This window comes from Pseudomonas sp. NPDC077451, from assembly GCF_044543345.1.
Classification (GTDB): Bacteria; Pseudomonadota; Gammaproteobacteria; order Pseudomonadales; family Pseudomonadaceae; genus Stutzerimonas.
The window spans coordinates 79,895-104,603 of record NZ_JBITVX010000013.1 but is presented as its reverse complement, the minus strand read 5'-3'; the positions used below and the strand labels follow the sequence as shown (position 1 = coordinate 104,603).

22 protein-coding genes are annotated in these 24,709 nt (G+C 61.1%); 10 read left to right on the top strand and 12 right to left on the bottom strand.

From position 1 onward, the window contains the following. Positions 1–123 precede the first annotated feature (123 nt). Positions 124–1,500 (bottom strand): glutamine synthetase family protein, encoded by a 1,377-nt coding sequence (locus ACIGHL_RS18385; RefSeq protein WP_045423203.1) that lies wholly within the window; start codon positions 1,498–1,500, stop codon positions 124–126. A 251-nt stretch (positions 1,501–1,751) separates the two neighbouring features. Between ACIGHL_RS18385 and ACIGHL_RS18380 the strand changes: the two genes are divergently transcribed. The 8 genes from ACIGHL_RS18380 (at position 1,752) to ACIGHL_RS18345 (ending at position 11,044) form a co-directional block, all read left to right on the top strand. Beyond that, positions 1,752–2,498 carry a gamma-glutamyl-gamma-aminobutyrate hydrolase family protein gene (locus ACIGHL_RS18380; protein ID WP_128119892.1) on the top strand — a complete coding sequence of 249 codons (747 nt, stop codon included), beginning with the start codon at positions 1,752–1,754 and terminating at the stop codon, positions 2,496–2,498. Between the two features lie 45 nt (positions 2,499–2,543). Further along, the gene (locus tag ACIGHL_RS18375) at positions 2,544–3,902 is read left to right on the top strand and encodes a glutamine synthetase family protein (RefSeq protein WP_045423208.1); all 1,359 of its coding nucleotides are present in this window, start codon (positions 2,544–2,546) and stop codon (positions 3,900–3,902) included. A 70-nt stretch (positions 3,903–3,972) separates the two neighbouring features. After that, positions 3,973–5,331: an aspartate aminotransferase family protein gene (locus ACIGHL_RS18370; protein ID WP_216707032.1), complete on the top strand. Its 1,359-nt coding sequence runs from the start codon at positions 3,973–3,975 to the stop codon at positions 5,329–5,331. Between the two features lie 252 nt (positions 5,332–5,583). Beyond that, positions 5,584–6,681 (top strand): polyamine ABC transporter substrate-binding protein, encoded by a 1,098-nt coding sequence (locus tag ACIGHL_RS18365; protein ID WP_128119891.1) that lies wholly within the window; start codon positions 5,584–5,586, stop codon positions 6,679–6,681. 229 nt (positions 6,682–6,910) lie between these two features. Continuing rightward, positions 6,911–7,996 carry a polyamine ABC transporter substrate-binding protein gene (locus ACIGHL_RS18360; protein ID WP_216707033.1) on the top strand — a complete coding sequence of 362 codons (1,086 nt, stop codon included), beginning with the start codon at positions 6,911–6,913 and terminating at the stop codon, positions 7,994–7,996. Between the two features lie 104 nt (positions 7,997–8,100). After that, positions 8,101–9,252 (top strand): polyamine ABC transporter ATP-binding protein, encoded by a 1,152-nt coding sequence (potA, locus tag ACIGHL_RS18355; RefSeq protein ID WP_128119890.1) that lies wholly within the window; start codon positions 8,101–8,103, stop codon positions 9,250–9,252. After that, positions 9,249–10,145: an ABC transporter permease subunit gene (locus ACIGHL_RS18350; RefSeq protein ID WP_128119889.1), complete on the top strand. Its 897-nt coding sequence runs from the start codon at positions 9,249–9,251 to the stop codon at positions 10,143–10,145. Before potA ends, ACIGHL_RS18350 begins: the two co-directional genes overlap by 4 nt. Then, positions 10,142–11,044 carry an ABC transporter permease subunit gene (locus ACIGHL_RS18345; RefSeq protein ID WP_128119888.1) on the top strand — a complete coding sequence of 301 codons (903 nt, stop codon included), beginning with the start codon at positions 10,142–10,144 and terminating at the stop codon, positions 11,042–11,044. Before ACIGHL_RS18350 ends, ACIGHL_RS18345 begins: the two co-directional genes overlap by 4 nt. 16 nt (positions 11,045–11,060) lie before the next feature. Here the strand turns inward: ACIGHL_RS18345 and ACIGHL_RS18340 are convergent, their stop codons facing one another. Next, complete coding sequence (locus ACIGHL_RS18340) at positions 11,061–11,678, bottom strand: DUF6436 domain-containing protein (RefSeq protein WP_128119887.1); 618 nt, start codon at positions 11,676–11,678, stop codon at positions 11,061–11,063. Positions 11,679–11,764: 86 nt separating this feature from the next. Between ACIGHL_RS18340 and bipL the strand changes: the two genes are divergently transcribed. After that, positions 11,765–12,703 (top strand): phospholipase BipL, encoded by a 939-nt coding sequence (gene bipL / locus ACIGHL_RS18335; protein ID WP_128119886.1) that lies wholly within the window; start codon positions 11,765–11,767, stop codon positions 12,701–12,703. Between the two features lie 24 nt (positions 12,704–12,727). Here bipL and ACIGHL_RS18330 read toward each other — a convergent pair whose 3' ends face one another. Further along, positions 12,728–13,480 (bottom strand): hypothetical protein, encoded by a 753-nt coding sequence (locus ACIGHL_RS18330; protein WP_128119885.1) that lies wholly within the window; start codon positions 13,478–13,480, stop codon positions 12,728–12,730. Between the two features lie 107 nt (positions 13,481–13,587). On the opposite strand from ACIGHL_RS18330, the gene ACIGHL_RS18325 reads away from it, so the two are divergent. Then, on the top strand, positions 13,588–14,196 hold the full coding sequence (locus tag ACIGHL_RS18325) for a 2OG-Fe(II) oxygenase (protein ID WP_128119884.1): 609 nt from the start codon (positions 13,588–13,590) through the stop codon (positions 14,194–14,196). A gap of 62 nt (positions 14,197–14,258) precedes the next feature. Here the strand turns inward: ACIGHL_RS18325 and dctM are convergent, their stop codons facing one another. The 9 genes from dctM to rfbB all read right to left on the bottom strand — a co-directional run bounded on the left by dctM (position 14,259) and on the right by rfbB (position 24,468). Beyond that, the gene (dctM, locus tag ACIGHL_RS18320; protein ID WP_128119883.1) at positions 14,259–15,539 is read right to left on the bottom strand and encodes a C4-dicarboxylate TRAP transporter large permease protein DctM; all 1,281 of its coding nucleotides are present in this window, start codon (positions 15,537–15,539) and stop codon (positions 14,259–14,261) included. Beyond that, positions 15,540–16,166: a TRAP transporter small permease gene (locus ACIGHL_RS18315; RefSeq protein ID WP_128119882.1), complete on the bottom strand. Its 627-nt coding sequence runs from the start codon at positions 16,164–16,166 to the stop codon at positions 15,540–15,542. Between the two features lie 239 nt (positions 16,167–16,405). Next, complete coding sequence (gene dctP / locus ACIGHL_RS18310; RefSeq protein ID WP_046163350.1) at positions 16,406–17,401, bottom strand: C4-dicarboxylate TRAP substrate-binding protein DctP; 996 nt, start codon at positions 17,399–17,401, stop codon at positions 16,406–16,408. 383 nt (positions 17,402–17,784) lie between these two features. After that, entirely contained in the window at positions 17,785–19,176 is a 1,392-nt protein-coding gene (locus tag ACIGHL_RS18305; RefSeq protein WP_128119881.1) for a sigma-54-dependent transcriptional regulator, read from the bottom strand. A gap of 1 nt (position 19,177) precedes the next feature. Continuing rightward, a complete protein-coding gene (locus tag ACIGHL_RS18300) occupies positions 19,178–20,977 on the bottom strand; it encodes a sensor histidine kinase (protein ID WP_128119880.1) in 1,800 nt (599 codons plus the stop codon). Positions 20,978–21,078: 101 nt separating this feature from the next. Further along, positions 21,079–21,990, bottom strand: a complete 912-nt coding sequence (rfbD, locus tag ACIGHL_RS18295) for a dTDP-4-dehydrorhamnose reductase (protein ID WP_128119879.1) — start codon at positions 21,988–21,990, stop codon at positions 21,079–21,081. Continuing rightward, the gene (rfbC, locus tag ACIGHL_RS18290) at positions 21,987–22,532 is read right to left on the bottom strand and encodes a dTDP-4-dehydrorhamnose 3,5-epimerase (protein WP_128119878.1); all 546 of its coding nucleotides are present in this window, start codon (positions 22,530–22,532) and stop codon (positions 21,987–21,989) included. Before rfbC ends, rfbD begins: the two co-directional genes overlap by 4 nt. Beyond that, entirely contained in the window at positions 22,529–23,401 is an 873-nt protein-coding gene (rfbA, locus tag ACIGHL_RS18285) for a glucose-1-phosphate thymidylyltransferase RfbA (protein ID WP_045423251.1), read from the bottom strand. The genes rfbC and rfbA overlap by 4 nt, the downstream gene beginning before the upstream one ends. Further along, entirely contained in the window at positions 23,398–24,468 is a 1,071-nt protein-coding gene (gene rfbB / locus ACIGHL_RS18280; protein WP_128119877.1) for a dTDP-glucose 4,6-dehydratase, read from the bottom strand. Before rfbB ends, rfbA begins: the two co-directional genes overlap by 4 nt. Between the last annotated feature and the right edge of the window lie 241 nt (positions 24,469–24,709).

Sequence of the window (24,709 nt, the reverse complement as noted above, 5' to 3'; positions counted from 1 at the left end):
TGCGTTAGTTGAGCTGGTTAGGTTTTTTTATCGATGGCGGTGCAGATGGCATCGAGGTTTTCCGATCACCAGCGCTTCCGTGAGCGGCTGAGAGCCCCGCACGCGATGGTGCGGGGCGTGGTATCAGACGGTGTGCAGGTACCAGTTGTATTCGAGGTCGGAGATCGAGTGTTCGAATTCTTCCAGCTCGCTTTCCTTGCAGGCCACGAAAATGTCGGTGTACTGCGGGCTGATGTAGCGCGCCATGATCTCGCTGTCGTCCAGCTCGCGCAGCGCATCGCGCAGGTTGGAGGGCAGACTCGGCTCGACCTGCTCGTAGGAATTCCCCTCGATCGGCTCGTCCGGCGCGATCTTGTTAGTCAGACCATGGTGAATGCCTGCTAGCACGCTGGCCAGCAGCAGGTAGGGGTTGGCGTCTGCGCCGGCAACCCGGTGCTCGATGCGCACGGCATCGGGGCTGTCGGTTGGCACGCGCAGCGCCACGGTGCGGTTGTCCAGGCCCCAGCAGGGCGCGTTCGGTACATAAAACTGGGCACCGAAGCGGCGATAGGAGTTCACGTTGGGGCAGAGGAAAGCCATCGAGGCGGCCATGGTCTGCTGAATCCCGCCGATGGCGTGGCGCAGCGTTTCGCTTTCCAGCGGATTGCTGGTGGCGAAAATATTGTTGCCGTTCTTGTCCAGCAGCGAGATATGCACGTGTAGCCCGTTGCCGGCCTGGCCCGGGTAGGGCTTGGCCATGAAGGTCGTATCCATTTCATGGTCATAAGCGATGTTCTTGATCAACCGCTTGAGCAACACGGCGTAGTCGCAAGCCTTGATCGGGTCGGCGACGTGATGAAGGTTGACCTCGAACTGCGCCGGGGCGCTTTCCTTGACGATGGCATCGGCGGGAATGCCCTGTTCCTTGGCGCCTTCGAGCACGTCCTGCAGACAGTCGACGTACTCGTCCAAATCGTCGATCAGGTAGACCTGGGTGGAGTGGGGGCGTTTGCCGGAGATGGGCGAACGTGGCGGTTGCGGACGACCGTTCACGTTTTCCTGGTCTATCAGGTAGAACTCCAGCTCGAACGCGGCGCAGATGGTCAGGCCCAGTTCATCGAACTTGCTCACTACCTGACGCAGCACTTCCCGTGGATCGGCGAAGAATGGCGAGCCGTCACGCTCGTGCATGGTCATCAACAGCTGGGCGGTGGGGCGTTTCTGCCAAGGCTCGTTGCTGAGCGTGTTGGGAATGGGGAAACAGGTCCTGTCGGAGTCACCAATGTCCATTCCGAGGCCGGAGCTCTCCACGGTGATGCCATTGATGTCGAGGGCGAACAGCGAGGCCGGCAGGTTGATGCCTTTTTCATACACCTTGTGCAGGCTGGCGCGCTCGATGCGCTTGCCCCGGACGACACCGTTCATGTCTGCGATCAGCAGGTCGACGTACTGGACCTCCGGGTGTTCCTTTAGAAATGCGTTCGCTTCGTTGAGCTGAACGGCACGCGGCGGCGGAAGCATGATGAAGCACCTTAATTGTTAAAAATTTCAATCATCAAACAGCTTGTCTTGGAGTCAATCGAAAAGCCCTGCTGCTGTCAATAGTGCCCCGAAATGCCTCTTCGAGGCCCACAGTGGGCGTTTTCGGGGCAGTCCGGAGAACGATCCCTAAACGCTGACATGGCTTTGCGAAGCGGTAACCCTCGGCTATTGTCTATAAAAACGAACAAGACTACTCTCCGAAGAGCCCCATCTGGAAAGACGAGTATCCCATGCCTCGCGTGCCATTGATCGGCGTTTCCGCCTGTACCAGGCAGATCGGCCACCACAGTTTCCATATCGCCGGCGACAAGTACCTGCGCGCGGCGGCTGTAGCCGGCATGCCGCTGGTCATCCCGGCACTCGGCGATCTGATCGACCCAGCTGCTTTACTGGATAGCGTAGACGGCCTGCTCTTTACCGGCTCACCGTCCAACGTCGAACCGCACCATTATGGCGGCCCGGCCAGCACCGAGGGCACGGCCCATGACCCATCACGTGATCAACTGACGCTGCCGCTTATTCGCGCGGCGGTGGATGCGGGTGTTCCAGTATTCGGCGTCTGCCGCGGGTTTCAGGAAATGAACGTCGCTTTTGGCGGCAGCCTGCATCAGAAGGTTCACGAGGCCGGGCCTTATGCCGATCACCGTGAGCGCGCCGAGGATCCAGTCGAGGTGCAGTACGGTCTAAGTCATCCGTTGCACGTCCAACCGGGCGGATTGCTGCAGCGCCTCGGGTTACCCGCGCAGATTGATGTCAATTCGGTGCACGGGCAGGGCGTCGAGCGGCTCGGCGAGGGCTTGCGCATCGAGGCGCTGGCTCCCGATGGGCTGATCGAGGCGTTTTCCGTCGAGGGTGCGCGAAGCTTTGCCCTCGGCGTGCAGTGGCATCCGGAATGGAAGGTGCATGAGCATCCTTATTACCTGGCGTTGTTCGAGGGCTTTGCCCGCGCCTGCCGGGAACGCGCAGGACGGCGCTGAGCGCGGGCCGGCCCGGCGCTCGTTTCATTAATTTCTGAGGTCGATATGTCCAGCAAGCTCGACCAGCTCACCGGCTGGCTGAAAGAACGCAAGATCACCGAGGTGGAGTGCCTGATCAGCGACCTGACGGGCATCGCCCGCGGCAAGATCTCACCCACCAACAAGTTCCTCGACGAAAAAGGCATGCGCCTGCCGGAAAGCGTACTGCTGCAGACCGTGACTGGCGATTATGTAGAGGACGATATCTATTACGAGCTGCTCGATCCCGCCGATATCGACATGTTCTGCCGGCCCGACCCGGACGCGGTGTTCCTGGTGCCCTGGGCCATCGAGCCCACCGCCCAGGTGATCCACGACACCTACGACAAGATGGGCAACCCCATCGAAATCTCGCCGCGCAATATCTTGAAGCGTGTACTGAAGATGTACGCCGATAAAGGCTGGCAGCCCATCGTCGCGCCGGAGATGGAGTTCTACCTGACCAAGCGCTGCGAAGACCCGGACCTGCCATTCCAGCCGCCGATCGGTCGTTCGGGCCGGCAGGAGACGGGCCGGCAGTCGTTCTCCATCGACGCGGCCAACGAGTTCGACCCGCTGTTCGAGGACATGTACGACTGGTGCGAGGCCCAGGGGCTGGATCTGGATACCCTGATCCACGAGGAAGGCACCGCGCAGATGGAAATCAACTTCCGTCATGGCGAGGCGCTGCACCTGGCCGATCAGATTCTGGTGTTCAAACGCACCATGCGCGAGGCCGCGCTCAAGCACAACGTCGCCGCCACCTTCATGGCCAAGCCCATGACGGGCGAGCCGGGCAGTGCGATGCACCTGCACCAGAGCGTCGTGGACCTCGAAACCGGGCGCAACATCTTCTCCAACAGCGACGGCACCATGAGCCAGCTGTTCCTGTACCACGTCGGCGGCCTGCAGAAATACATTCCCGAACTGCTGCCGCTGTTCGCGCCGAACGTCAATTCGTTCCGCCGCTTCCTGCCCGACACCTCGGCACCGGTCAACGTCGAATGGGGCGAGGAGAACCGTACCGTCGGCCTGCGAGTGCCTGATTCCGATCCGCAGAACCGTCGCGTCGAGAACCGCCTGCCGGGCGCCGATGCCAACCCTTATCTGGCCATCGCCGCCAGCCTGCTGTGCGGCTACATCGGCATGGTCGAGGAGCTGCCGCCAAGCCAGCCAGTCAAGGGTCGCGGCTATGAGCGCCGCAATCTGCGTCTGCCGCTGACGCTGGAAGCGGCACTGGAACGAATGGAGAACTGCCGGCCGCTGGAGAAGTACCTGAGCCCCAAGTTCATCACCGGCTACATCGCGGTCAAGCGCGCCGAGCAGGAGAACTACCATCGGGTCATCAGTTCCTGGGAGCGGGAATTCCTGATGCTCTCGGTGTAACGAACAGCCGTAGGGTGGATGACGCTCTGTTCATCCACCGGACCAAGCAACCATTATCAAGAGGTGATTGATGAGCGATTCGCAAACCCTGCAATGGCAAGCCCTGAGCCGCGACCATCACCTTCCGCCGTTCACCGACTTCAAAGCGCTCAATGCCAAGGGCACGCGCATCATTACGCGGGGTGAGGGCGTCTACCTTTGGGACAGCGAAGGCCACAAGATCCTCGATGCCATGGCCGGGCTCTGGTGCGTCAACCTCGGCTACGGCCGCGAAGAATTGGTCGAAGCGGCCACTCGGCAGATGCGTGAGCTGCCGTACTACAACCTCTTTTTCCAGACTGCCCACCCGCCGGCGCTGGCCTTGGCCAAAGCCATCTCCGAGATCGCGCCGGAAGGCATGAACCATGTGTTCTTCACCGGCTCCGGCTCGGAAGCCAACGACACCGTGCTGCGCATGGTGCGCCACTATTGGGCGATCAAGGGGCAGCCGCAGAAGAAGGTGGTGATCGGCCGCTGGAACGGCTACCACGGCTCAACCATTGCTGGCGCCAGCCTCGGCGGCATGAAGGCCATGCACGAGCAGGGCGATGGTCCGATCCCTGGCATCGAGCATATCGACCAGCCCTACTGGTATGGCGAAGGTGGCGACCTCGATCCGGAAGAATTCGGCGTTCGCATGGCTGAGCAACTGGAACAGAAGATCCTCGAAGTTGGCGAAGACAAGGTGGCCGCCTTTATCGCCGAACCGATCCAGGGCGCCGGCGGGGTGATCATTCCGCCGGACAGCTACTGGCCGAAAATCCGCGAGATCCTCGCCCGCTACGACATCCTGTTCATTGCCGACGAAGTCATCTGCGGCTTCGGGCGAACCGGCGAGTGGTTCGGCAGCGACTATTACGGCAATGCGCCGGACCTGATGCCAATTGCTAAAGGCCTGACATCCGGCTATCTGCCCATGGGCGGCGTGGTGGTACGCGACGAAGTGGTGCACACCCTCAACGAAGGGGGCGAGTTCTATCACGGCTTCACCTACTCGGGACACCCGGTAGCGGCTGCGGTAGCGCTGGAGAACATCCGCATTCTGCGCGAGGAGAAAATCGTCGAGCGGGTCAAGACCAAGACGGCACCTTATTTGCAGTCTCGCTGGCATGAGTTGGTCGAGCACCCGCTAGTTGGTGAGGCCCGTGGTGTCGGCATGCTTGGCGCGCTGGAGCTGGTGAAAAACAAAAAGACCCGTGAGCGCTTCGCTGACCCTGGCGTGGGCATGCTCTGTCGGGAGCATTGCTTCCGCAACGGTCTGGTGATGCGCGCAGTCGGTGACACCATGATCATTTCGCCACCGCTGGTGATCAACGAGGAGCAGATCGACGAGCTGATCGGCAAGGTCCGGCTGTGCCTGGACGCGACGCTGAAAGATGCGCGGGGTTGAGTGTGCAGGGCGTCGGCGAGAGCTACCGGCGCCAAGGATCGACTGGAAAACTGTGCAAGCGAAGCGCATGCAAGCGGTTGAAAAACAGCCATTGACCTTGCCAGACTGCGCGCGTGCTTTGGCCTGACTTACCGAGGGTGTGTCGATGCCGGCACAGCCATTAGCTGCACCAGGCACAACGGGGTAGGCATCGCCGCCGCCCTGTGTGACCTGTCCACAGCCCAACATATGACTACAACAGGAGCTGCACGGATGAAACCCTTTGCCAAGACCCTACTTGCGATGACGCTGGCTGGCGCGGTCGCCGGCGCTGCGCAGGCCGAAGACAAGGTGCTGCACGTCTATAACTGGTCCGACTATATCGCTGAAGACACCTTGGAGAACTTCACCAAGGAAACCGGGATCAAGGTCGTCTACGACGTGTTCGACAGCAACGAAGTGCTGGAGGCCAAGCTGCTGGCGGGCAGCTCCGGCTATGACGTAGTCGTACCGTCCAACCCCTTCCTGGCCAAGCAGATCAAGGCGGGCGTATTCCAGAAGCTCGACAAGAGCAAGCTGCCGAATTGGGAAAACCTCGACAAGGACCTGCTCAAGGCGTTGCAGCCGAGCGATCCAGGCAACCAGTACGCGGTGCCGTACATGTGGGGCACCATCGGCATCGGCTACAACCCTGAGAAGGTCAAGGCTGCGCTAGGCGAAGACGCTCCGGTCGATTCCTGGGATCTGGTGTTCAAGCCGGAAAACATGGAAAAGCTGAAATCCTGTGGCGTTTCCTTCCTCGATTCGCCCACCGAAATCCTTCCGGCTGCACTGCACTACCTGGGCTACAAGCCTGACACCACCAACAAGGAGGAGCTGAAGAAGGCTGAAGAGCTGTTCATGCAGATCCGTCCGAACGTGGCCTATTTCCATTCCTCGAAGTACATCTCCGATCTGGCCAACGGTAACGTCTGCGTTGCCATCGGCTACTCCGGTGACATCTACCAGGCCAAGGCGCGTGCCGAAGAAGCCGGCAATACGGTCAAGGTCAACTACAACATTCCCAAGGAAGGCGCAGGCACTTTCTTCGACATGCTGGCGATCCCGGCTGATGCGAACAACGTCGACAACGCCCATGTCTTCCTCAATTACCTGATGAAGCCTGAGGTGATGGCCTCCATCACCAACTATGTGCAGTTCCCCAACGGCAACGCGGCGGCCACGCCGCTGGTGGATGAAGCAATTCGTACCGACCCGGGCGTTTACCCGAGCCAGGCCGTGCTGCAAAAGCTCTACACCTTCCCGGACCTTGACCCGAAGACCCAGCGCACCATGACCCGCAGCTGGACCAAGATCAAATCCGGTCGTTGATCCAGCCGCCTCGCCAGGTCTGCTTGCGGGCCTGCGCGAGGCACTCCTCAGTGCCTCGAAAGGGCCAGTTCGGATTTTGCAATTCTGGCTTGCGGTCTGGCTGTAGCGCACCTTTTGCGCCTGACCGTCTCGCCATTTACAACGCGCCAGTTGATTTTTAGAGGTTTTTCCAATAAATAGCCCGCCTTTCGCCCACTGATCGCGCGGTCTGCACTAAGAGGACACTCTCATGCGCTCGACATTGAAGTCGCTTCTTATAGCCGCTGCGGTCAGCGGTGCTGCATCCGCTCAGGCTGCCACGGTGCATATCTACAACTGGTCCGATTACATCGGCGAAACAACGCTGGAAGAATTCGAAGAAAAGACCGGTATCAAGCCGGTCTATGACGTCTTCGATTCGAACGAGACCCTAGAAGGCAAACTGCTCGCTGGTCGTACCGGCTATGACGTAGTGGTGCCTTCCAACCATTTCCTCGGCAAACAGATTCGCGCTGGCGCTTTCCAGAAACTGGACAAGAGCAAGCTGCCTAATTGGAAACACCTGGATCCCTCGCTGCTTAAGCAGCTCGAGAAGAACGATCCGGGCAATGCCTACGCCGCGCCCTATCTCTGGGGCACCAATGGCATCGGCTACAACGTCGAACAGGTGACCGCTGCGCTGGGCATCGAGAAGGTAGATTCCTGGGCCGTTCTGTTCGAGCCGGAGAACGCCAAGAAGCTGGCCGGCTGCGGCATTGCCCTGCTCGACTCGCCTGATGAAATGATCCCGGCGATGCTCAACTACCTTGGCCTGGATCCCAACAGCACCGATCCGGATGACTACGCCAAAGCTGAGGCGAAGTTGCTCGAAATACGTCCGTACGTCCGCTATTTCCATTCATCCAAGTACATATCGGACTTGGCCAACGGTAACATCTGCATAGCCGCTGGCTTCTCCGGGGACATTTTCCAGGCGTCGGCGCGCGCCGACGAAGCCGGTAAGGGTATCGATATTGCCTACGCGATTCCCAAAGAAGGCGGCAATCTCTGGTTCGACATGCTGGCCATTCCCGCCGACGCACAGAATGTCGAAGAAGCCCATGCCTTCATCAATTACCTGCTCGACCCCCAGGTGATCGCGTCTGTCAGTGATTATGTTGGCTATGCCAACCCCAACATCAAGGCGGGGGAACTGATGGACCAGGAGGTGCGTAACGATCCGTCGGTCTATCCGCCGCAAGCCGTGCTGGATCGCCTGTACGTCTCCGCAGAGCTGCCGCAGAAGATCAACCGCCTGATGACCCGCACCTGGACCAAGGTGAAGTCCGGCCAATAGCAACACCGGGCAAGGCGGGAGCCGCTGCTGGTCTTCCGTCTTGCCTTACAGCGTGTCATTTCCCGGCGCCGTCCGGGTCCATTATTCCAATCGGGAGTTTGCGCATGGCCGTTGCCTCCAGCGCCTACAAAAAGGCCCTCACCGGTGAGAGCCAGAACAAGCAGGTGCTGCTGAAGATCGACCGCGTCACCAAGAAGTTCGACGAAACGGTGGCGGTCGATGATGTCTCGTTGAGCATTCACCAAGGCGAAATCTTTGCCCTGCTTGGAGGATCGGGCTCGGGCAAGTCCACTTTGCTGCGCATGCTGGCAGGCTTCGAGCGGCCCACTGAAGGACGGATCTTCCTCGACGGCCAGGACATCACCGATATGCCGCCCTACGAGCGGCCCATCAACATGATGTTCCAGTCCTACGCATTGTTTCCGCACATGAGTGTCGAGCAGAACATCGCCTTCGGCCTGAAGCAGGATGGCCTGTCGAAGGATGAGGTAAAGACGCGCGTCGATGAGATGCTCAATCTGGTACAGATGAGCCAGTACGCCAAGCGCAAGCCGCATCAGCTCTCAGGCGGCCAGCGTCAGCGTGTTGCCTTGGCCCGTTCGTTGGCCAAGCGACCCAAGCTATTGCTGTTGGATGAACCGATGGGCGCGCTGGACAAGAAACTGCGCTCGCAGATGCAGCTGGAGCTGGTGCAGATCATCGAGCGCGTCGGCGTAACCTGCGTGATGGTCACCCACGACCAGGAAGAGGCCATGACCATGGCCGAGCGCATCGCCATCATGCACCTCGGCTGGATCGCTCAGGTCGGCAGCCCGATGGACATCTACGAGACCCCGGCGAGCCGCTTGGTCTGCGAGTTCATCGGCAACGTCAACCTCTTCGACGGCGAGTTGGTCGAGGACGTCGAAGACCATGCCGTCATCTCATCACCTGGCCTGGAAAACCCGATCTACGTTGGCCATGGCATCAGCACCCGGGCCCAGGACAAGCAGATCACCTATGCGATTCGCCCTGAAAAACTGCTGATCGGAACCGAACTGCCTGAGCTGCAACGCCCCGGCTATAACTGGGCCAAAGGCGTCGTCTATGACATCGCCTACCTCGGCGGGCATTCGGTCTATTACATCCAAATGCCATCCGGCGGCATCTTGCAGGCATTCATGGCTAACAACGAGCGCCATGTGAAATGGCCGACCTGGGAGGAAGAAGTTTTCGTTTATTGGTTGGACGACAGCGGCGTGGTGCTGCAGGCATGAGCCGCTCCCGTCTGAACCCAGGTCGCCGGCTGGTCATCGGCGTACCCTTCGTATGGCTGGTGCTGTTCTTTCTGCTGCCGTTCGTGATCGTACTGAAGATCAGTTTTGCCGAAGCCGATGTAGCGATTCCGCCGTACACGGAGGTTTTTGCTTACGCCGAGCAGCAGCTGCAGATCATCATCAACCTGGGTAACTACATCTTCCTCAGCGAGGACGATCTGTACTGGGCGGCCTACGCCGGCTCGCTGCGCATTGCCTTCTTCAGCACGCTGATCTGCCTGCTGGTGGGCTATCCGATGGCCTACGCCATCGCTCGAGCACGCAAGGACCTGCAGACCGTGCTGCTGCTGCTGATCATGATGCCGACTTGGACGGCCATTCTGATCCGCGTCTACGCCTGGATGGGCATTCTCAGCAGCAACGGCATTCTGAACGGCCTTTTGCAGGGCCTGGGTCTGATCGACGAACCGCTGCGTATCCTCAACACCGATCTCGCTGTCTACATCGGCGTGGTGTATTCCTACCTGCCGTTCATGATCCTGCCGCTCTACGCCAACCTGGTGAAGCATGACCTCAGCCTGCTGGAGGCTGCGTCCGACTTGGGCGCTCGCAATTTGACCAGTTTCTGGAAAATCACGGTGCCGCTGTCAAAGAACGGCATCATTGCCGGCTGCATGCTGGTATTCATTCCGGTGGTGGGCGAGTTCGTCATCCCCGAGCTGCTCGGCGGGCCGGAGACGCTGATGATTGGCAAGGTGCTGTGGCAGGAGTTCTTCAATAACCGCGACTGGCCGGTAGCGTCTGCACTGGCGGTGGTGATGTTGGCGATCCTGTTGGTACCGATCATTTTGTTCAACCGCAACCAAACCAAGGAACTGGAGGGCAAGCTATGAAGCGTTACAGCTTTTCCAACCTGATCCTGGTCCTCGGGCTGTTGTTCATCTACCTGCCCATGGTGCTGCTGGTCATCTACTCGTTCAACGCCTCGCGGCTGGTAACGGTGTGGGGCGGCTGGTCGCTGAAGTGGTACGCGGGTTTGCTGGACAATAGCCAGTTGATGGGCGCGGTCATGCGGTCGCTGGAGATCGCTTTCTACACCGCCATAGCCGCGGTTGCGCTAGGCACCATGGCCGCCTTCGTGCTGACGCGAATACCCAACTTTCGCGGGCGCACCGTGTTTGGCGGTCTGGTCACGGCGCCGCTGGTGATGCCGGAAGTGATCACCGGTCTGTCGTTGCTGCTCCTGTTCGTGGCCATGGCGCAGCTGATCGGCTGGCCCGCCCAGCGCGGCATCGTCACCATCTGGATCGCCCATACCACCTTCTGCTCGGCCTATGTCGCCGTGGTCGTAATGGCGAGGTTGCGTGAACTTGACCAGTCCATCGAGGAAGCAGCGATGGACCTCGGGGCACGGCCCTGGAAGGTGTTTTTCCTGATCACCATGCCGATGATCGCGCCGTCACTGGCGGCCGGTGGCATGCTCTCGTTCGCGCTGTCGCTGGATGATCTGGTCCTGGCCAGCTTCGTCTCTGGTCCAGGCGCAACGACGCTGCCAATGGAGATTTTCTCGGCGGTGCGCCTGGGTGTGAAGCCTGAGATCAACGCGGTTGCCAGCCTGATCCTGCTGGTGGTGTCGCTGGCGACCTTCATTGCCTGGTACATCGGCCGTCGCGCCGAGAAGCGCCGTGTACGTGCGATGCGCCAGGCGATGGATGACACCAATGCCAACCCGACCTGGCGTCAGGTTATCGACAGTCGCAAGGTAATGACGCCACCCTCGGCACACAGCTGACAGGCACTGCTAGCGGTCAGCGATTAGCTGCTGACCGCTGGTTTGCTGAGGATTCAGCGCTCGGCGAAGGCGCCCAGTCACAGAAACAACCCACCGCGAGCGAGTGCGTCACCTTGACCGGACGGCCAGCCAGCACCGCCTCGAGGATGGGCTCGATAAAGCTGTTGTCGGAGCTGCACACGGCCCCTTCGCTATAGGGGCCGATGTACACCAGTCGTCCATCGGTATCCCAGATCCCAACCGCCGGACTGGCAGGCAGGCTGCTGGCCCCCGGCAGATCAGCGAGCGGCTGCAGACCAGCCAACTGGTCCGGCAAGCGGCCCTGGCTACCCGGCTTTTGCAGCGCATAAAAGCTGACGCCCCGCCCACCGAAGCGTTGCACCAATTCGGCCAGGTGTTGCTGGTTGCCTGCATTGCAGGGGCAGGCCGGATCCCAGAAGTGCACCACGCGAACCGGCCCGGCGCCGCTCAGCGACTCGGGCAATGCCAGCTGATCGCCGGAGAACAGCTCGGCCCGCTCGTTCTCGAACGGTCGCAGGTAGCGCGCTTCGAACCACCAGAAGGCAGCCAGCATGGCGCCACCCCAGACTAGGGCAACGAGCGCTGCGATCAGATACTTGTTGCGTACGGACATGATGGGACTCTTGGATGGATGCGCCAGCTTGCCACGTCGCGCTGCAGAGCTGAATATCTCGCTTACTCCTAGCAAGAAAACCGCTCATGCCTTCGCGAATCGATCCCGACGCACTCCGCGCACAATTAAGCCCACTTCGCCACGCGGCCGAGCTTACCGCCGATGCACGCTTCTATCAGGCCTACTATGGGTTGGATCTGCCTCACCACGGCGGTATCCAGCGGCGCCTGGGGCGGTTTCAGGTACACGGTTATGAGGTGGTGGCACAAGCGTGGTGCCCAGAGCAGCCGGTCGCGACACTGCTGGTCCTGCACGGTTACTACGACCATATGGGCCTGTACCGGCACGTAGTGGATTGGGGGTTGCGCATGGGCTTCGCCGTGCTCGCCTGCGACCTGCCGGGGCATGGGCTTTCCAGCGGGCCTCGCGCCAGCATCAATGAATTCGATGAATACCAGGCCGTGCTGCAGGGCCTGCTGCAAGAAGCCGCTGCGATGAATCTGCCGCATCCTTGGCATTTGCTGGGGCAGAGCACTGGCGCCGCCATTGTGCTGGATTACCTGCTCTGCCAGCCGGTGCACCCAGCGCTGGGGCAGAGCATTCTGCTGGCGCCCCTGGTGCGGCCACGAGCCTGGGGATGGTCACGCTTCAGTTATGAAGTGATGCGACGTTTCGTCCAGCAGATTCCCCGGCGCTTCAGTGAAAACTCAGGCGATCCGGCGTTTCTCCAGTTCATCCAGAGCCACGATCCGCTGCAGCCCGATATTCTACCGACCGCCTGGGTGGGCGCGCTGTCGCGCTGGATCCAGCGTATCGAAGGCGCGCCTGCCAGCCTGTACAGCCCGCTGATTGTTCAGGGAGAGGCCGACATGACGGTCGACTGGCAACACAACCTGCCGGTCCTGCAAGACAAGTTCGCTGCCCCGGAGATTCTTCGGCTACCCGCAGCGAGGCATCACTTGGTCAACGAGCAGGAAGCCCTACGCCGTGAATATTTCGACTTTCTCAGCGAGCGCTTGAAGTAGCTGGCGCGTTGGCTGAGAGCTCGCTCAAGCCCGAGTCTCGTTGCCGCTCAAGCCGACTGCAAGCCCGGCACGAAGGGCTTGCAGCGCTGCGCTGTAATAGCGCTGACCGGCCTCCGACTGGGCGAACTGGACAAATTCCTCCAGTTCGGCATCGGAGAGATCGCGATAGATATACAGCAGCGTGTTGTCCAGGTCGCTCTCGACCTGTTGCTGCAAACGCTCGCGTTGGCTGTCGAGCAGGCCCTGCGCCTGGCCGCCGCCGAGCAAGCCCGGAATCATCTGGCTGAGGCTATCGGCTGCGACACCAGCCAACGCCAGGCTGACCTCAGCACCGGCTTCGGCAGCCGGCAGCGCCTGGGCCAGATGACGGATCAACAGCTGCCGGTTGCTGCCGGCCTCCATTCGCGGAATGCCGTTTTCGTATCTGGCCAGCTGCTCGCGGCGCCCGGCCAGCGTCTCGGCCGCGACCACCTTGTGGCCGAGCGGAGATTGGAAAAACTCCAGCGCTGGTTGCGGATTGGCAAGGCTCTCGCGCAGCGCCTGCTTGGCCCGCTGATCGATGGCATTAACCGCGAAACGGCGATTGCTGTTGGTCACTAGCGCCTGGTAAACGGCGGGTGGCAGGGTGTTCTTGTAGCGCTGTTGAGCGGCGGTCAGAGCATCGCTGAAATTGGCGCGTTGTTCGGTCCAGCCAGCGGTCTCGTACAGCTCGTCGTAGGTATCGGCGAGGGTGTTGAAGCTGAAGGCAAGTAATACACAAGCGATTAAAGCGCGCATGGAAGCTCCTGTCTGGCGGGCAGTTTATTTTCAGCGCCCTGACGGCTGCTGTCGAGGCGCGAAAGCGCTGCTGCTAGACTCCACGCAGTCCTTTCGGAGTCTCTTCCTTGCAGTTCGATCCCATCATTGACGACCTCGCCGAGCATGGCTGGTCGCTACGTCATTCGTTCCTGTCAGATGATCTGACCCTCGGTTTGGCAGCGGAGTGCCGCAAGCGCGAGGCACAAGGTGCCCTGGCCCCGGCCGGTATCGGCCGGGGCGATGCGCTGACGATCCGCGAAGGAATACGTGGCGATCAGATTCAGTGGCTCGAGCCGGGCCAGTCGCCGTTGTGTGACTGCTATCTGGAGCTGATGGATGGGCTTCGATTACGCATGAACCAGACGCTGTTCCTCGGTCTGGAAGAGTTCGAATGCCACTTCGCCCTGTACCCGCCGGGCGCCTTCTACAAGACGCATCTGGATCGCTTCCGTGACGATGACAGCCGCTGCGTTACTGCGGTGGTTTACCTCAACCCAGACTGGCAACCCGCTGATGGGGGAGAGCTGCGTATGCATTTCGCTGACGGCTCGCAGCGCGACATTCCGCCGCTTGCGGGTGATCTCCTGGTTTTCCTGTCTGGCGAGTTTCCTCACGAAGTATTGGTCACCCAGACCGACCGCCTCTCGCTGACGGGCTGGTTTCGCCGCCGTCCTGCAGATGTCCTCGCGCTGTAGCGCGGGCAAAAAAAAGCCCGGCATAAGCCGGGCCAATAGGGAAGCGATGCAATAGGCAGGCGTTACATTCCAAGCAGGTTTGGCAGCGCCAGGGAGATCGACGGCACATAGGTGATGATCATCAGGAAGCTCAGCAGCAGCGCAAGCCACGGCATCACGGCACGGATCACCTGAGTCACCGGCATGCCGGTCACGGCCGAGGCGACGAACAAATTCAGCCCCACCGGTGGCGTGATCAAACCGATTTCCATGTTCACCACCATGATGATGCCCAGGTGGATCGGGTCGATGCCCAGTTCCATCGCAATCGGGAACAGGATCGGTGCCAGGATCAGGATGATCGCCGACGGTTCCATGAAGGCACCGGCGATCAGCAGGACGATGTTCACCACTAGCAGGAACATCCAGGGCTGCAGACCGGCCTCGAGCACCATGGCGGTGATCTGCTGTGGGATCTGCTCAGTCGTCAGTACATGCGCGAAGAGCATGGCGTTGGCGATGATGAACATCAGCATGATCGACAGCTTGCCCGACTCCAGCAGCACCTTTGGGCAATCACGGATCGTGATGTCTTTGTAGACAAACAGCGCGATGATGGCTGAGTAGACTGCGGCGACTGCGGCGGCTTCAGTCGGGGTGAACATGCCCGAGTAGATGCCGCCGAGGATGATGACCATCAGCAGCAAGCCCCATATGGCCTTGCGTGCAGCCGACAGCCACTCGCGGAAGGTTGCCCGCGGCAGTGCAGGAAGGTTCTTTTTCACCGCGATGATGTAGATCGCCACCATTAGCCCGAGACCCAGCAGCAGACCCGGCACGACGCCTGCCATGAACAGCTTGCCGACCGAGGTTTCGGTGGCCGCGGCGTAGACCACCATGACGATCGACGGCGGAATCAGGATGCCCAGGGTACCGGCGTTACAGACGATGCCGGCGCCGAAAGCCTGAGGGTAGCCGGAACGAACCATGCCGGCGATGGCGATTGAGCCGACCGCGGCTACCGTTGCTGGCGACGAACCGGACAGCGCGGCGAACAGCATGCAGGCCAGTACCGCCGCGATAGCCAGGCCGCCGCGGATGTGGCCAACGCTGGCGTTGGCGAAATCGATGAGTCGCTTGGCGACGCCACCGGTAGTCATGAATGCGCCAGCCAGCAGGAAGAACGGGATGGCCAGCAGCGTGTAGTGTTCGGACGTCTCGAACAGCTTGATCGCCAGCGAGGTGACCGAATCCGGGCTGAACAGCAGGATGGTCAGCGAACCGGCCAGGCCGAGGGAAACGGCCACCGGCACGCCGATGAACATCAGCGCGAAGAGCGCGACAAAGAGGAACAGGATGGTCATTTACTTCGGCTCCTCTGCGCCCAGTTTCGCGGCTTCGGCGGCTTCGTCTGCCAGGCCCAGGCCGGTTTGCTCGTTACGCAGAATGCGCACGAAGATTTCGGCGAAACGGATGAAGACCATGGCGAAGCCAATCGGAACGATCATGCCGATGTGCCACTGCTTGATCCCGAAATGACCGAGGTCTTCCGCGCCGATGTCTGCGGTGAACAGGGCGGAGATCCAATTGAAGCTGGCGAAGGCCAGCAGGCCTGCATAACCGAGGCAGAACAGGCAGGCAACGAAGCCGATGTAGCGCTGGATGTGGCGCGGTGCCAGTTTGACCAGGGCGTCGATACCGATGTGGCCGGCGGTGCGCACACCGTATGCCAGGCCGGAAAAAATCAGCCAGGCGAACAGTGCCTTGGTCAGTGCCGTGCTCCAGGTCATCTCTTGCGCCAGGCCGATGGTGAAGTCACCCATGGCGAAGAACAGATCGCTGGCACCCTCGTAGCGATCGCCGAGGCTGTAGAACACGGTGTAAAGGTTGTTCAAGACCACGTAAACGAAGGTCACCAATGTCATGGCGGCCAGAAGGAAGGCGATAAACGCTTCTTCGAAGTGGTCCCAGACGCGCCAGAGGGCGTTCATGGATGACATCTCCTGATGGATTGCATTGTTTCGGTGGGCGTACAGAAGTGCGCCATGGGCCGGTCGAGTAACCGGGTGACAGAGCAATGAAAAACTCTTGTTGTACAGGCAGCTGGCTCGGGATCACCGCGCCGTAGGTATTGCCTGGCTGGGTTGTCTTTTCACTGGTCTGTCGATGTGGCTGGTATTGCTCTAGTCGGAACGCGGAGGGCGGCTTGTGGCTGCCCTCCGGCAAGGCCTTACTGGGCCTTGTTAGCTTCTTCGGCGGCCTTGATCAGGTCGGCACCGATGTCGTTCTCGAACTTGCTCCAAACGGGCTTCATGGCTTCGCGCCACTTGGCACGCTCTTCCGGAGTCAGGACGAGGATTTCGGTGGTGCCAGCAGCCAGGATGTCCTGCTTGGCTTTCTGGTTCAGGTCATCGGCCTGCTTGTTCACCTCAACGGTGACTTCGTCGATGATCTGGTCCAGCTCGGTGCGAACGTCTTCCGGCAGACCGTCCCAGAACTTGGTGTTGGTGATCAGCATGTAGTCGAGCAGACCGTGGTCGGACTCGGTGATGTGCTTCTGCACTTCATGCATCTTCTGGGAGTAGATGTTCGAGTAAGGGTTCTCGGCACCGTTGACCACGCCAGTCTGCAGGCCCTGATAGACCTCGGCGAAGCTCATCTTGCGCGGATTGGCACGCAGGGCCTTGAACTGCTCGTCCAATACGGCGGAGGCCTGTACGCGGAACTTCAGACCACGGGCGTCTTTCGGCTCACGCAGTTCCTTGTTGGCCGACAGCTGCTTCATGCCGTTGTGCCAGTAGGCCAGGCCAGTGATGTTCTTGTCTTCCATCGAGCTCAGCAGCTTCTGGCCGGCATCGCTCTGCTGGAAGCGGTCAACCGCCTGGATGTCGTCGAACAGGAACGGCAGGTCGAACACCTGAACGCCCTTGGAGTAATGCTCGAACTTGGCCAGCGACGGAGCGATCAGCTGTACGTCGCCCAGCAGCAGCGCTTCCATTTCCTTGCCGTCGCCGAACAGGGAAGAGTTCGGGTAAACCTGGACTTCCACCTTGCCGGGCAGACGCTCTTCAACGAGCTTCTTGAACATGACGGCACCCTGACCTTTCGGGGTGTTCTCGGCAACCACGTGGGAGAACTTGATCAGGATCGGGTCGGCGGCCTGGGCCAGGCTTGCGATACCGAGGGACAGAGCACAGGCGAGCGCTGTGGCAGTCAGCTTGAACATTGTTGTGTTTCCTCTTGTTGTGGATGAGCCGCTGCAATCAGGCAGGAGCTCGGCTGTAACCAGCAAGACAAGTCTAGGCGCCATTGAATAAATCGCCGCGCCGGATTGCGGCTGGACTTGCCGGTTCATGGAGTTTGCGGGAGCAAGTGCTGTGCCAGATGCGTGCAACTGGCGCCCGTGAGGCGGAAGTTTACTCGCATGATGGCTAAATACTGACGAATATTTCTCAGCCTAAGACGTCTAGCTCGCAGGTTTCGTCAGCGTTGCCAAGCCAGGGCAAGACGCCGACATTCAGCCAGATGAAGATGTCCAAACCATGTCTGCTTGGCCTTGGACGCTACGATTTGATTGCAGTGAGCGAGGGCTTGGCGGAAATCCGCCAGCTATTCGTTATCCTCGGGCGGAGTTCCGCCAGCATCATTGAACACCAGGCCGTGCTTGCGCAGTTTGTCGTGCAGCGTTTTGCGTGGCAGACCCAGGGCCTCGGCAACGCTGCGCAGCGAGCTATGGGGCCGTGCGAGTTCGGCTGCGATCAGGGCGCGCTCGAAAGCGTCTACCTGCTCGCTAAGCCCGTGGGCTGAGTCAGTACTGCTGGCCTCAGAAGCACGAGCGAGATCGTCGAGACCCAGTTCAAGCCCCAACGCGAAGCGTTCGGCGGTGTTCTGCAACTCACGCACATTGCCCGGCCAAGCATGCCGAAGCAGCTGTGCACGCTGCTCCGGACGCAGCTCACGGATCGGCAGGGCGTGGCGATTGGCGGCGGTCTCGGCAAAATGCTGGAACAGGAACAGCAGGTCCTCGCTGCGTTCGCGCAGCGGCGGGATGCGCAGGGGGGCGACATTCAGGCGGTAATAGAGATCGGCGCGGAAGCGGCCCTGGTCGGCGGCTTGGCGCAGATCCTCCTTGGTCGCGGCAATCACCCGGATGTCCAGCGGGATCGACTGGTTGCCACCGAGTCGCTCGACGACCCGCTCCTGCAGCATGCGCAGCAGCTTTACCTGGACATCCAGGCTCATGCTCTCGATCTCGTCTAGGAACAGGGTGCCACCGTTGGCGAACTCGAACTTGCCGATACGGCGTTTTTGCGCGCCGGTAAAGGCTCCGGCTTCGTGCCCGAACAGCTCGCTTTCGACCACTGACTCGGCCAGCGCCCCGGCATTGATCGCCACGAACGGCCCGCTGCGACGGCTGGAAAGGTCGTGCAGCGCACGGGCTACCACCTCTTTGCCCGCGCCGGTTTCGCCAAGGATGAGTACGTCGGCCTGGGTCCCGGCAAGCGCGCCGATCTGCTCACGAAGGCGCTGCATGGCGGGTGATTGGCCGAGCAGACGGGTCGACAACTGCTGACGGTCGGCCAGGGCCAGGCGTAGGCTGCGGTTGTCGAGCACCAGCTGGCGTAGGGCGAGGGCGCGACGAACGCTGTCGAGCAGTGCCTCGCTGGGGAAGGGTTTTTCAAGAAAGTCATAGGCACCGGCGCGCATGGCCTGAACCGCCAGCTGGATATCACCATGGCCGGTAATCAGCAGCACCGGTAGCTCGCGGTCGATCGCATGTAGCTGTTGCTGCAGCTCCAGGCCGTCTATGCCGGGCATGCGGATGTCGCTGACCACTACGCCGCCCCACTCCACTGGCAGCATGCCTGGAAGGCCGCGTGCATCGCTCAGGCTGAGCACCTTTAGCCCGGCGAGGTCGAGGGTCTGGCTCAGTGCCTTACGCAGATGGGGATCGTCATCGACCAGGATGACCTGAGTCTGCGGGTCGATCGGGTGGGTCATGCTAGTCCTCGCTTGGAAAGGCGACACCGGGGTCGGCGCAATGCAGGTAAAGACTGATCTGCGCGCCGCCCTCTGGATGGTTGGCCAAGGTCAGTTCACCGTCCAGGGCTCGGGCCAGGGTATCGCAGATGGCCAGCCCCAGGCCCAACCCCTGAGCGCTGGTCTTGGTAGTGAAGAAGGGCTCGCGGGCCCGTCGCATCGCCTCGTCGGAAAAGCCCGGTCCGTTATCGCGCAAGGTCAGCAGCACACCTTCGCCCTGCCGCTCGGCGCGCAGCCAGATGCGACGCACCGGCGGGCGCTCGACCAGAGCGTCCAAGGCGTTGCTCAACAGGTTGGAGATAATCTGCCGTAGTCGCGTCTCGCCGGCCTGAACCCAGAGTGTGGCGTCCGGTAGGTCACGAATCAGTTCTACGCCCATGGCCTGACGCCGCTTGGCCAGCAACGCCAGCGCGTCGTCCAGCGCTGGCTGCAGCGCAACCCGCTCCGGGGCATGGCGGTCGCGGCGGGCGAAGGCGCGCAGATGAGCGATGATCGAAGCCATGCGCGCGGTCAGCTCGCTGATCAACCGAAGGTTGTCGCGCGCCTCGTCGTTTCGCTGCTGGTCGAGCAGGACGCCGGCATTGTCGGCATAGCTGCGAATCGCCCCAAGCGGCTGGTTGAGTTCATGGCTGATGCTCGCTGACATGGTGCCGAGCGCCGACAGCTTGCCGGCCTGCAGCAACTCGTCCTGAGCGCGGAACAGCTCCTGCTGAGCTTGCTCGCGTTCCAGCACCTCTTCCTTGAGTCGGCTGTTCAGGGCTTCCAGGTCGTATGTTCGTTCCTGCACGCGGCGCTCGAGTTGTTGCCGCGCTTTGGCATCGAGGGCGATACGCTCGAGGTAATGGCGACGCCGCTGCATCAGCAGGCCAAGCAACAGCAAGAGCGCTGCGAGGGTCGCTGCGCCGATCGCGACGACCGTCTGCACGGGTCGTTCGACCAGGCTGATCGGCGCCAGGATGCGCACCGTCCAACCGGTTTCCTTGAGTTCGCGGCTCTGAATCAGCCAGGTATCGATATCGAGCGTCAGGTCACGGGGTTCTAGCGTTGGATAGGGGCGTTCGGAGGCGATCTGCTCGCGCTCCTCAATATCCAGTGCACGGCTGGCGCGGAACCGCCATTCTGGTTTCGAGGTGAGGATCACCACGCCGAAACTGTCGGTCACCATCAGTTGCTCGGGCGTGCTGCCCCATAGCGTCTCGGTATGGTCCAGGTCCACCTTGACCACCAGCACGCCAAGGATCTCGTCGCCGTCGCGGACAGCGGCCCCGAAGTAGTAGCCGCGCTTGCCCGAGGTGGTGCCGAGGCCGAAGAAGCGGCCAAGCTGGCCGGCCATGGCTTCTCGGAAATAGGGCCTGAAGGCGAAATTCCGACTTATGAAGCTGTCTTCCTCGTTCCAGTTCGACGCGGCCAGCGTGTCGCCGTCCGGCGCCATCAGATAGATCACATCGGCGCCGGTTTCCTTGCGCAGCTGATCCAACAGGCGGTTGGCCTGATCCTTGGCGGCTGGGTTGTCGGGCTGACGCAGCGCCGTGCGCAGGGTCGGCAGATCACCGAGGATGCGCGGCAGCACTTCGTAGCGGCGCAGCGAGCCGAGCAGGTTGGCGACGTAGAGATCGAGCGTCTGGCGGTTCTGCTCGATCAGCTCGTTGCTGTAATAACGTTTGGCCAGTTGCTGCAGCGGCCACAGCAGCGGCGCCAACAACAATGCAACCACGGCCAGGTTGCGCCAGCGAGGGCGGCGGGGGGTATCGGGTGAAGTCATGCAGATGCGCCTGTGGTTCGGGCGCCATTATGCACGTCCGACCCGCTTTGGTGCTTGCGGCTAGGTGAGCGGCTTAGTCGGCTGGACCAGCGTCGGTACTATCAGACGCTTTGTGCAGTCGGTGCGCTGTGATCCGCTTGAGCATGGGGCATAGTGCCAAGGCACTGCTGCAGGGCGGTTTCCCAGTCTGGCAAGGTGATCTGCCAATCGCGCTGCAGGCGCGCGCAGCTGAGGCGGGAATTAAGCGGCCGCTGAGCAGCCGTGGGGTAATTGGCAGACAGGATAGGCTCTATCCTTGCGCGCAGCAGGCCCTGGCTCTGCAGATGTTGAGCGATGTGGCAGGCGAAGCCGTACCAGGACGTCTCCCCTCTGGCGGTCAGGTGATAAAGCCCGCTGGGCCCGCCCGCACCGCTACGCCGTTTGCGTACCATCTCGGCGGTGGCCGCTGCGATGGTTCCGGCCCAGGTTGGCGCGCCGATCTCATCGTCGACTACCGACAGCGAGTCGCGCTCCTGTAGCAGGCGTCGCATCGTCAGCAGAAAGTTGCGCCCGTGCAACGAGTAGACCCAACTGGTGCGCAGTATCAGGTGGTCGCCGCCTACGGCCTGAATCGCTTGTTCACCGGCCAGCTTGCTCGCCCCGTATACGCTCAGCGGAGCTGGTACATCTTCTTCACTGTAGAGCCCGGTCTTGCGGCCGTCGAAGACGTAGTCGGTGGAATAGTGGATCAGCGGTACACCCAGGGCTGCCGCCTCCTCGGCGAGCACACCAGGGCCGATGGCGTTCACTGCAAAGGCTCGCTCACGGTCGTCTTGCGCGGGGTCAACCGCGGTGTAGGCGGCCGCGTTGATGATCAGGTCGGGACGCAAAAGGCGAACCTGTCGACGAATCTGCGCCGGCTCGGCCAGGTCCAGCAGCTTGTGACCCAGCGCGAGCACCTTCCCTTCACCGGCAAGCGCCAGTTGCAGCTCCCGAGACAGTTGCCCCGAGCTACCGGTGACGAGGATTTTCATGCAAACAGCTCCGCTTCGCTGAGTACTTTGCCGTCGATATCTTTCTTCGAAAGCTGGGGCGGCTCGGTGAATGGCCAGTCGATGCCGATCTGCGGGTCATTCCAGAGCAAAGAGCGCTCATGGGCTGGCGCGTAGTAGTCGGTGGTCTTGTAGAGGAATTCGGCGCTCTCGCTGAGCACCACAAAACCATGAGCAAAGCCTTCCGGGATCCACAGCTGGCGCTGGTTATCGGCACTCAGGCGGGTGCCGACCCAGCGACCGAACGTCGGCGAGCTGCGGCGCAGGTCCACCGCGACATCGAATACTTCGCCGGCCACGACCCGCACCAACTTCCCCTGGGGCTGCTGAATTTGATAGTGCAGGCCGCGCAGCACGCCGCGCTGGGACTTGGAATGATTGTCCTGAACGAACTGGCGCTTGAGCCCCGTGGCCGCTTCGAAAGCGGCCGCGTTGAAACTCTCGTAGAAGAAACCGCGTTCGTCGCCGAAGACCTTGGGCTCGACAATCAGCACATCGGGAATGTCGGTTTCGATGACCTTCATGCGTCTTCACCCGCCAGCTTGAACAGGTACTGGCCGTAGCCGGTCTTGCCCAGGGCATCGGCGCGCTGCAAGAGCTGCTCGCGGTCGATCCACTTGTGTTGATAGGCGATCTCTTCCAGGCACGCGACCTTCAGGCCTTGACGGTGCTCAATGGTTTGCACGTACTGCGAGGCTTCGAGCAGGCTGTCGTGGGTGCCAGTGTCGAGCCAAGCGAAGCCGCGGCCGAAGCGCTCTACATTCAGGTCGCCGCGCTTGAGATAGGCATTGTTGACGTCGGTGATTTCCAGCTCTCCGCGCGGCGAGGGCTTGATCGACTTGGCGATCTCGATCACATCGTTGTCGTAGAAATACAGGCCGGTCACGGCATAGCTGGATTTCGGCTTGGCCGGCTTTTCTTCGATCGAGAGTGCTTTGCCGGTCTCGTCGAAATCGATCACGCCGAAGCGCTCCGGATCCTTGACCCAGTAGCCGAATACCGTGGCGCCTTTCTTCTGTGCCGAAGCACGCTGCAGCTTCTCGGTGAAGTGCTGACCATGGAAGATATTGTCGCCGAGGATCAGGCACACCGAGTCGTCGCCAATGAACTCTTCACCGATCAGGAAGGCCTGAGCCAGGCCGTCCGGCGACGGCTGCTCGGCGTAGCTGATGTTCACGCCGAACTGGCTGCCGTCACCCAGCAGGTTCTTGTACTGCGGCAGGTCCTGCGGCGTTGAAATCAGCAGGATGTCGCGAATCCCGGCGAGCATCAGCACCGAAATCGGGTAATAGGCCATCGGCTTGTCGTAGATCGGCAGCAGCTGCTTGGATACGCCCAGGGTGATGGGGTGCAGCCGGGTGCCGGAGCCTCCAGCGAGGATGATTCCTTTCATGCGTTCTCCAGGGCGCCGAGGCGCTCACGTTGATAGCTGCCGTCCTGAACGCGACGGCACCATTCGAGGTTGTTCAAATACCACTGCACGGTCTTGCGCAGGCCGGTCTCGAAGGTCTCCTGCGGGACCCAGCCGAGCTCGCGCTCGATCTTGCTGGCGTCGATGGCGTAGCGCAGGTCGTGACCGGGGCGGTCCTTGACGAAAGTGATCAGGTCCTCGAAACGCTCGAGGCCTTCGGGCTTCTGCGGCGCCAGCTCTTCGAGCAGGGCGCAGATGCCGCGCACCACGTCGATGTTCTTTTGCTCGTTGTGACCGCCGATGTTGTAGGTCTCGCCGACCTCGCCTTCGCTGACCACCTTGAACAGGGCGCGCGCATGGTCCTCGACGAACAGCCAGTCACGTACCTGGGTGCCGTTGCCGTAGACCGGCAGCGGCTTGCCATCCAGCGCGTTGAGGATCACCAGCGGAATCAGCTTCTCGGGGAAGTGATACGGCCCGTAGTTATTCGAGCAGTTGGTGATCAGTACCGGCAGCCCATAGGTGCGCTGCCAGGCCCGAACCAGATGATCCGACGAGGCCTTGCTCGCCGAATAAGGCGAGCTGGGCGCATAGGGTGTGGTTTCGGTGAACAGGTCATCGACGCCGTGCAGGTCGCCGTACACCTCGTCGGTGGAGATGTGGTGGAAGCGGAAGGCTTCACGGCGCTCGGCTGGCAGGGATTGCCAATAGGCACGTGTTGCCTCGAGCAGCTGATAGGTGCCGACTATGTTGGTCTGGATGAACTCTGCCGGGCCGTCGATTGAGCGATCGACATGGGATTCGGCGGCCAGGTGCATGATGGCGTCCGGCTGGAATTCCAGCAGCGCTTCGCTGACGCGCTCGCGATCGGCAATGTCGGCTTGAAGGAATTGGTATCGGTCGCTGCTGTGGACTTCGGCCAGCGACTCGAGATTGCCGGCGTAGGTCAGCTTGTCCAGGTTGAGGACGCTGTGCCCGGTGTCTTGGATAAGATGGCGGATCAGAGCAGAGCCGATGAATCCGGCTCCGCCGGTTACGAGAATGCGCATGATTGAGAGGCTTCCTTGGCGCGCTACAGAGCTACAGGCTCTTGGCATGTCGGCAGGATAGACCCGCCGAAAATGCAAAAATTCCCGCCCATGGCGCTGAACTCCGAACGGGTATGACGGTGACTGACTGCGTTTGTTCCGGCAACCCGCTGGCCAGGGCCCCGCCAAGCCTGGCAGGTGATTCGCCTGTTTTGCTCATGAGTTACCGTGCATGACGCGAACGCGTCTGGGCTCAATCCTG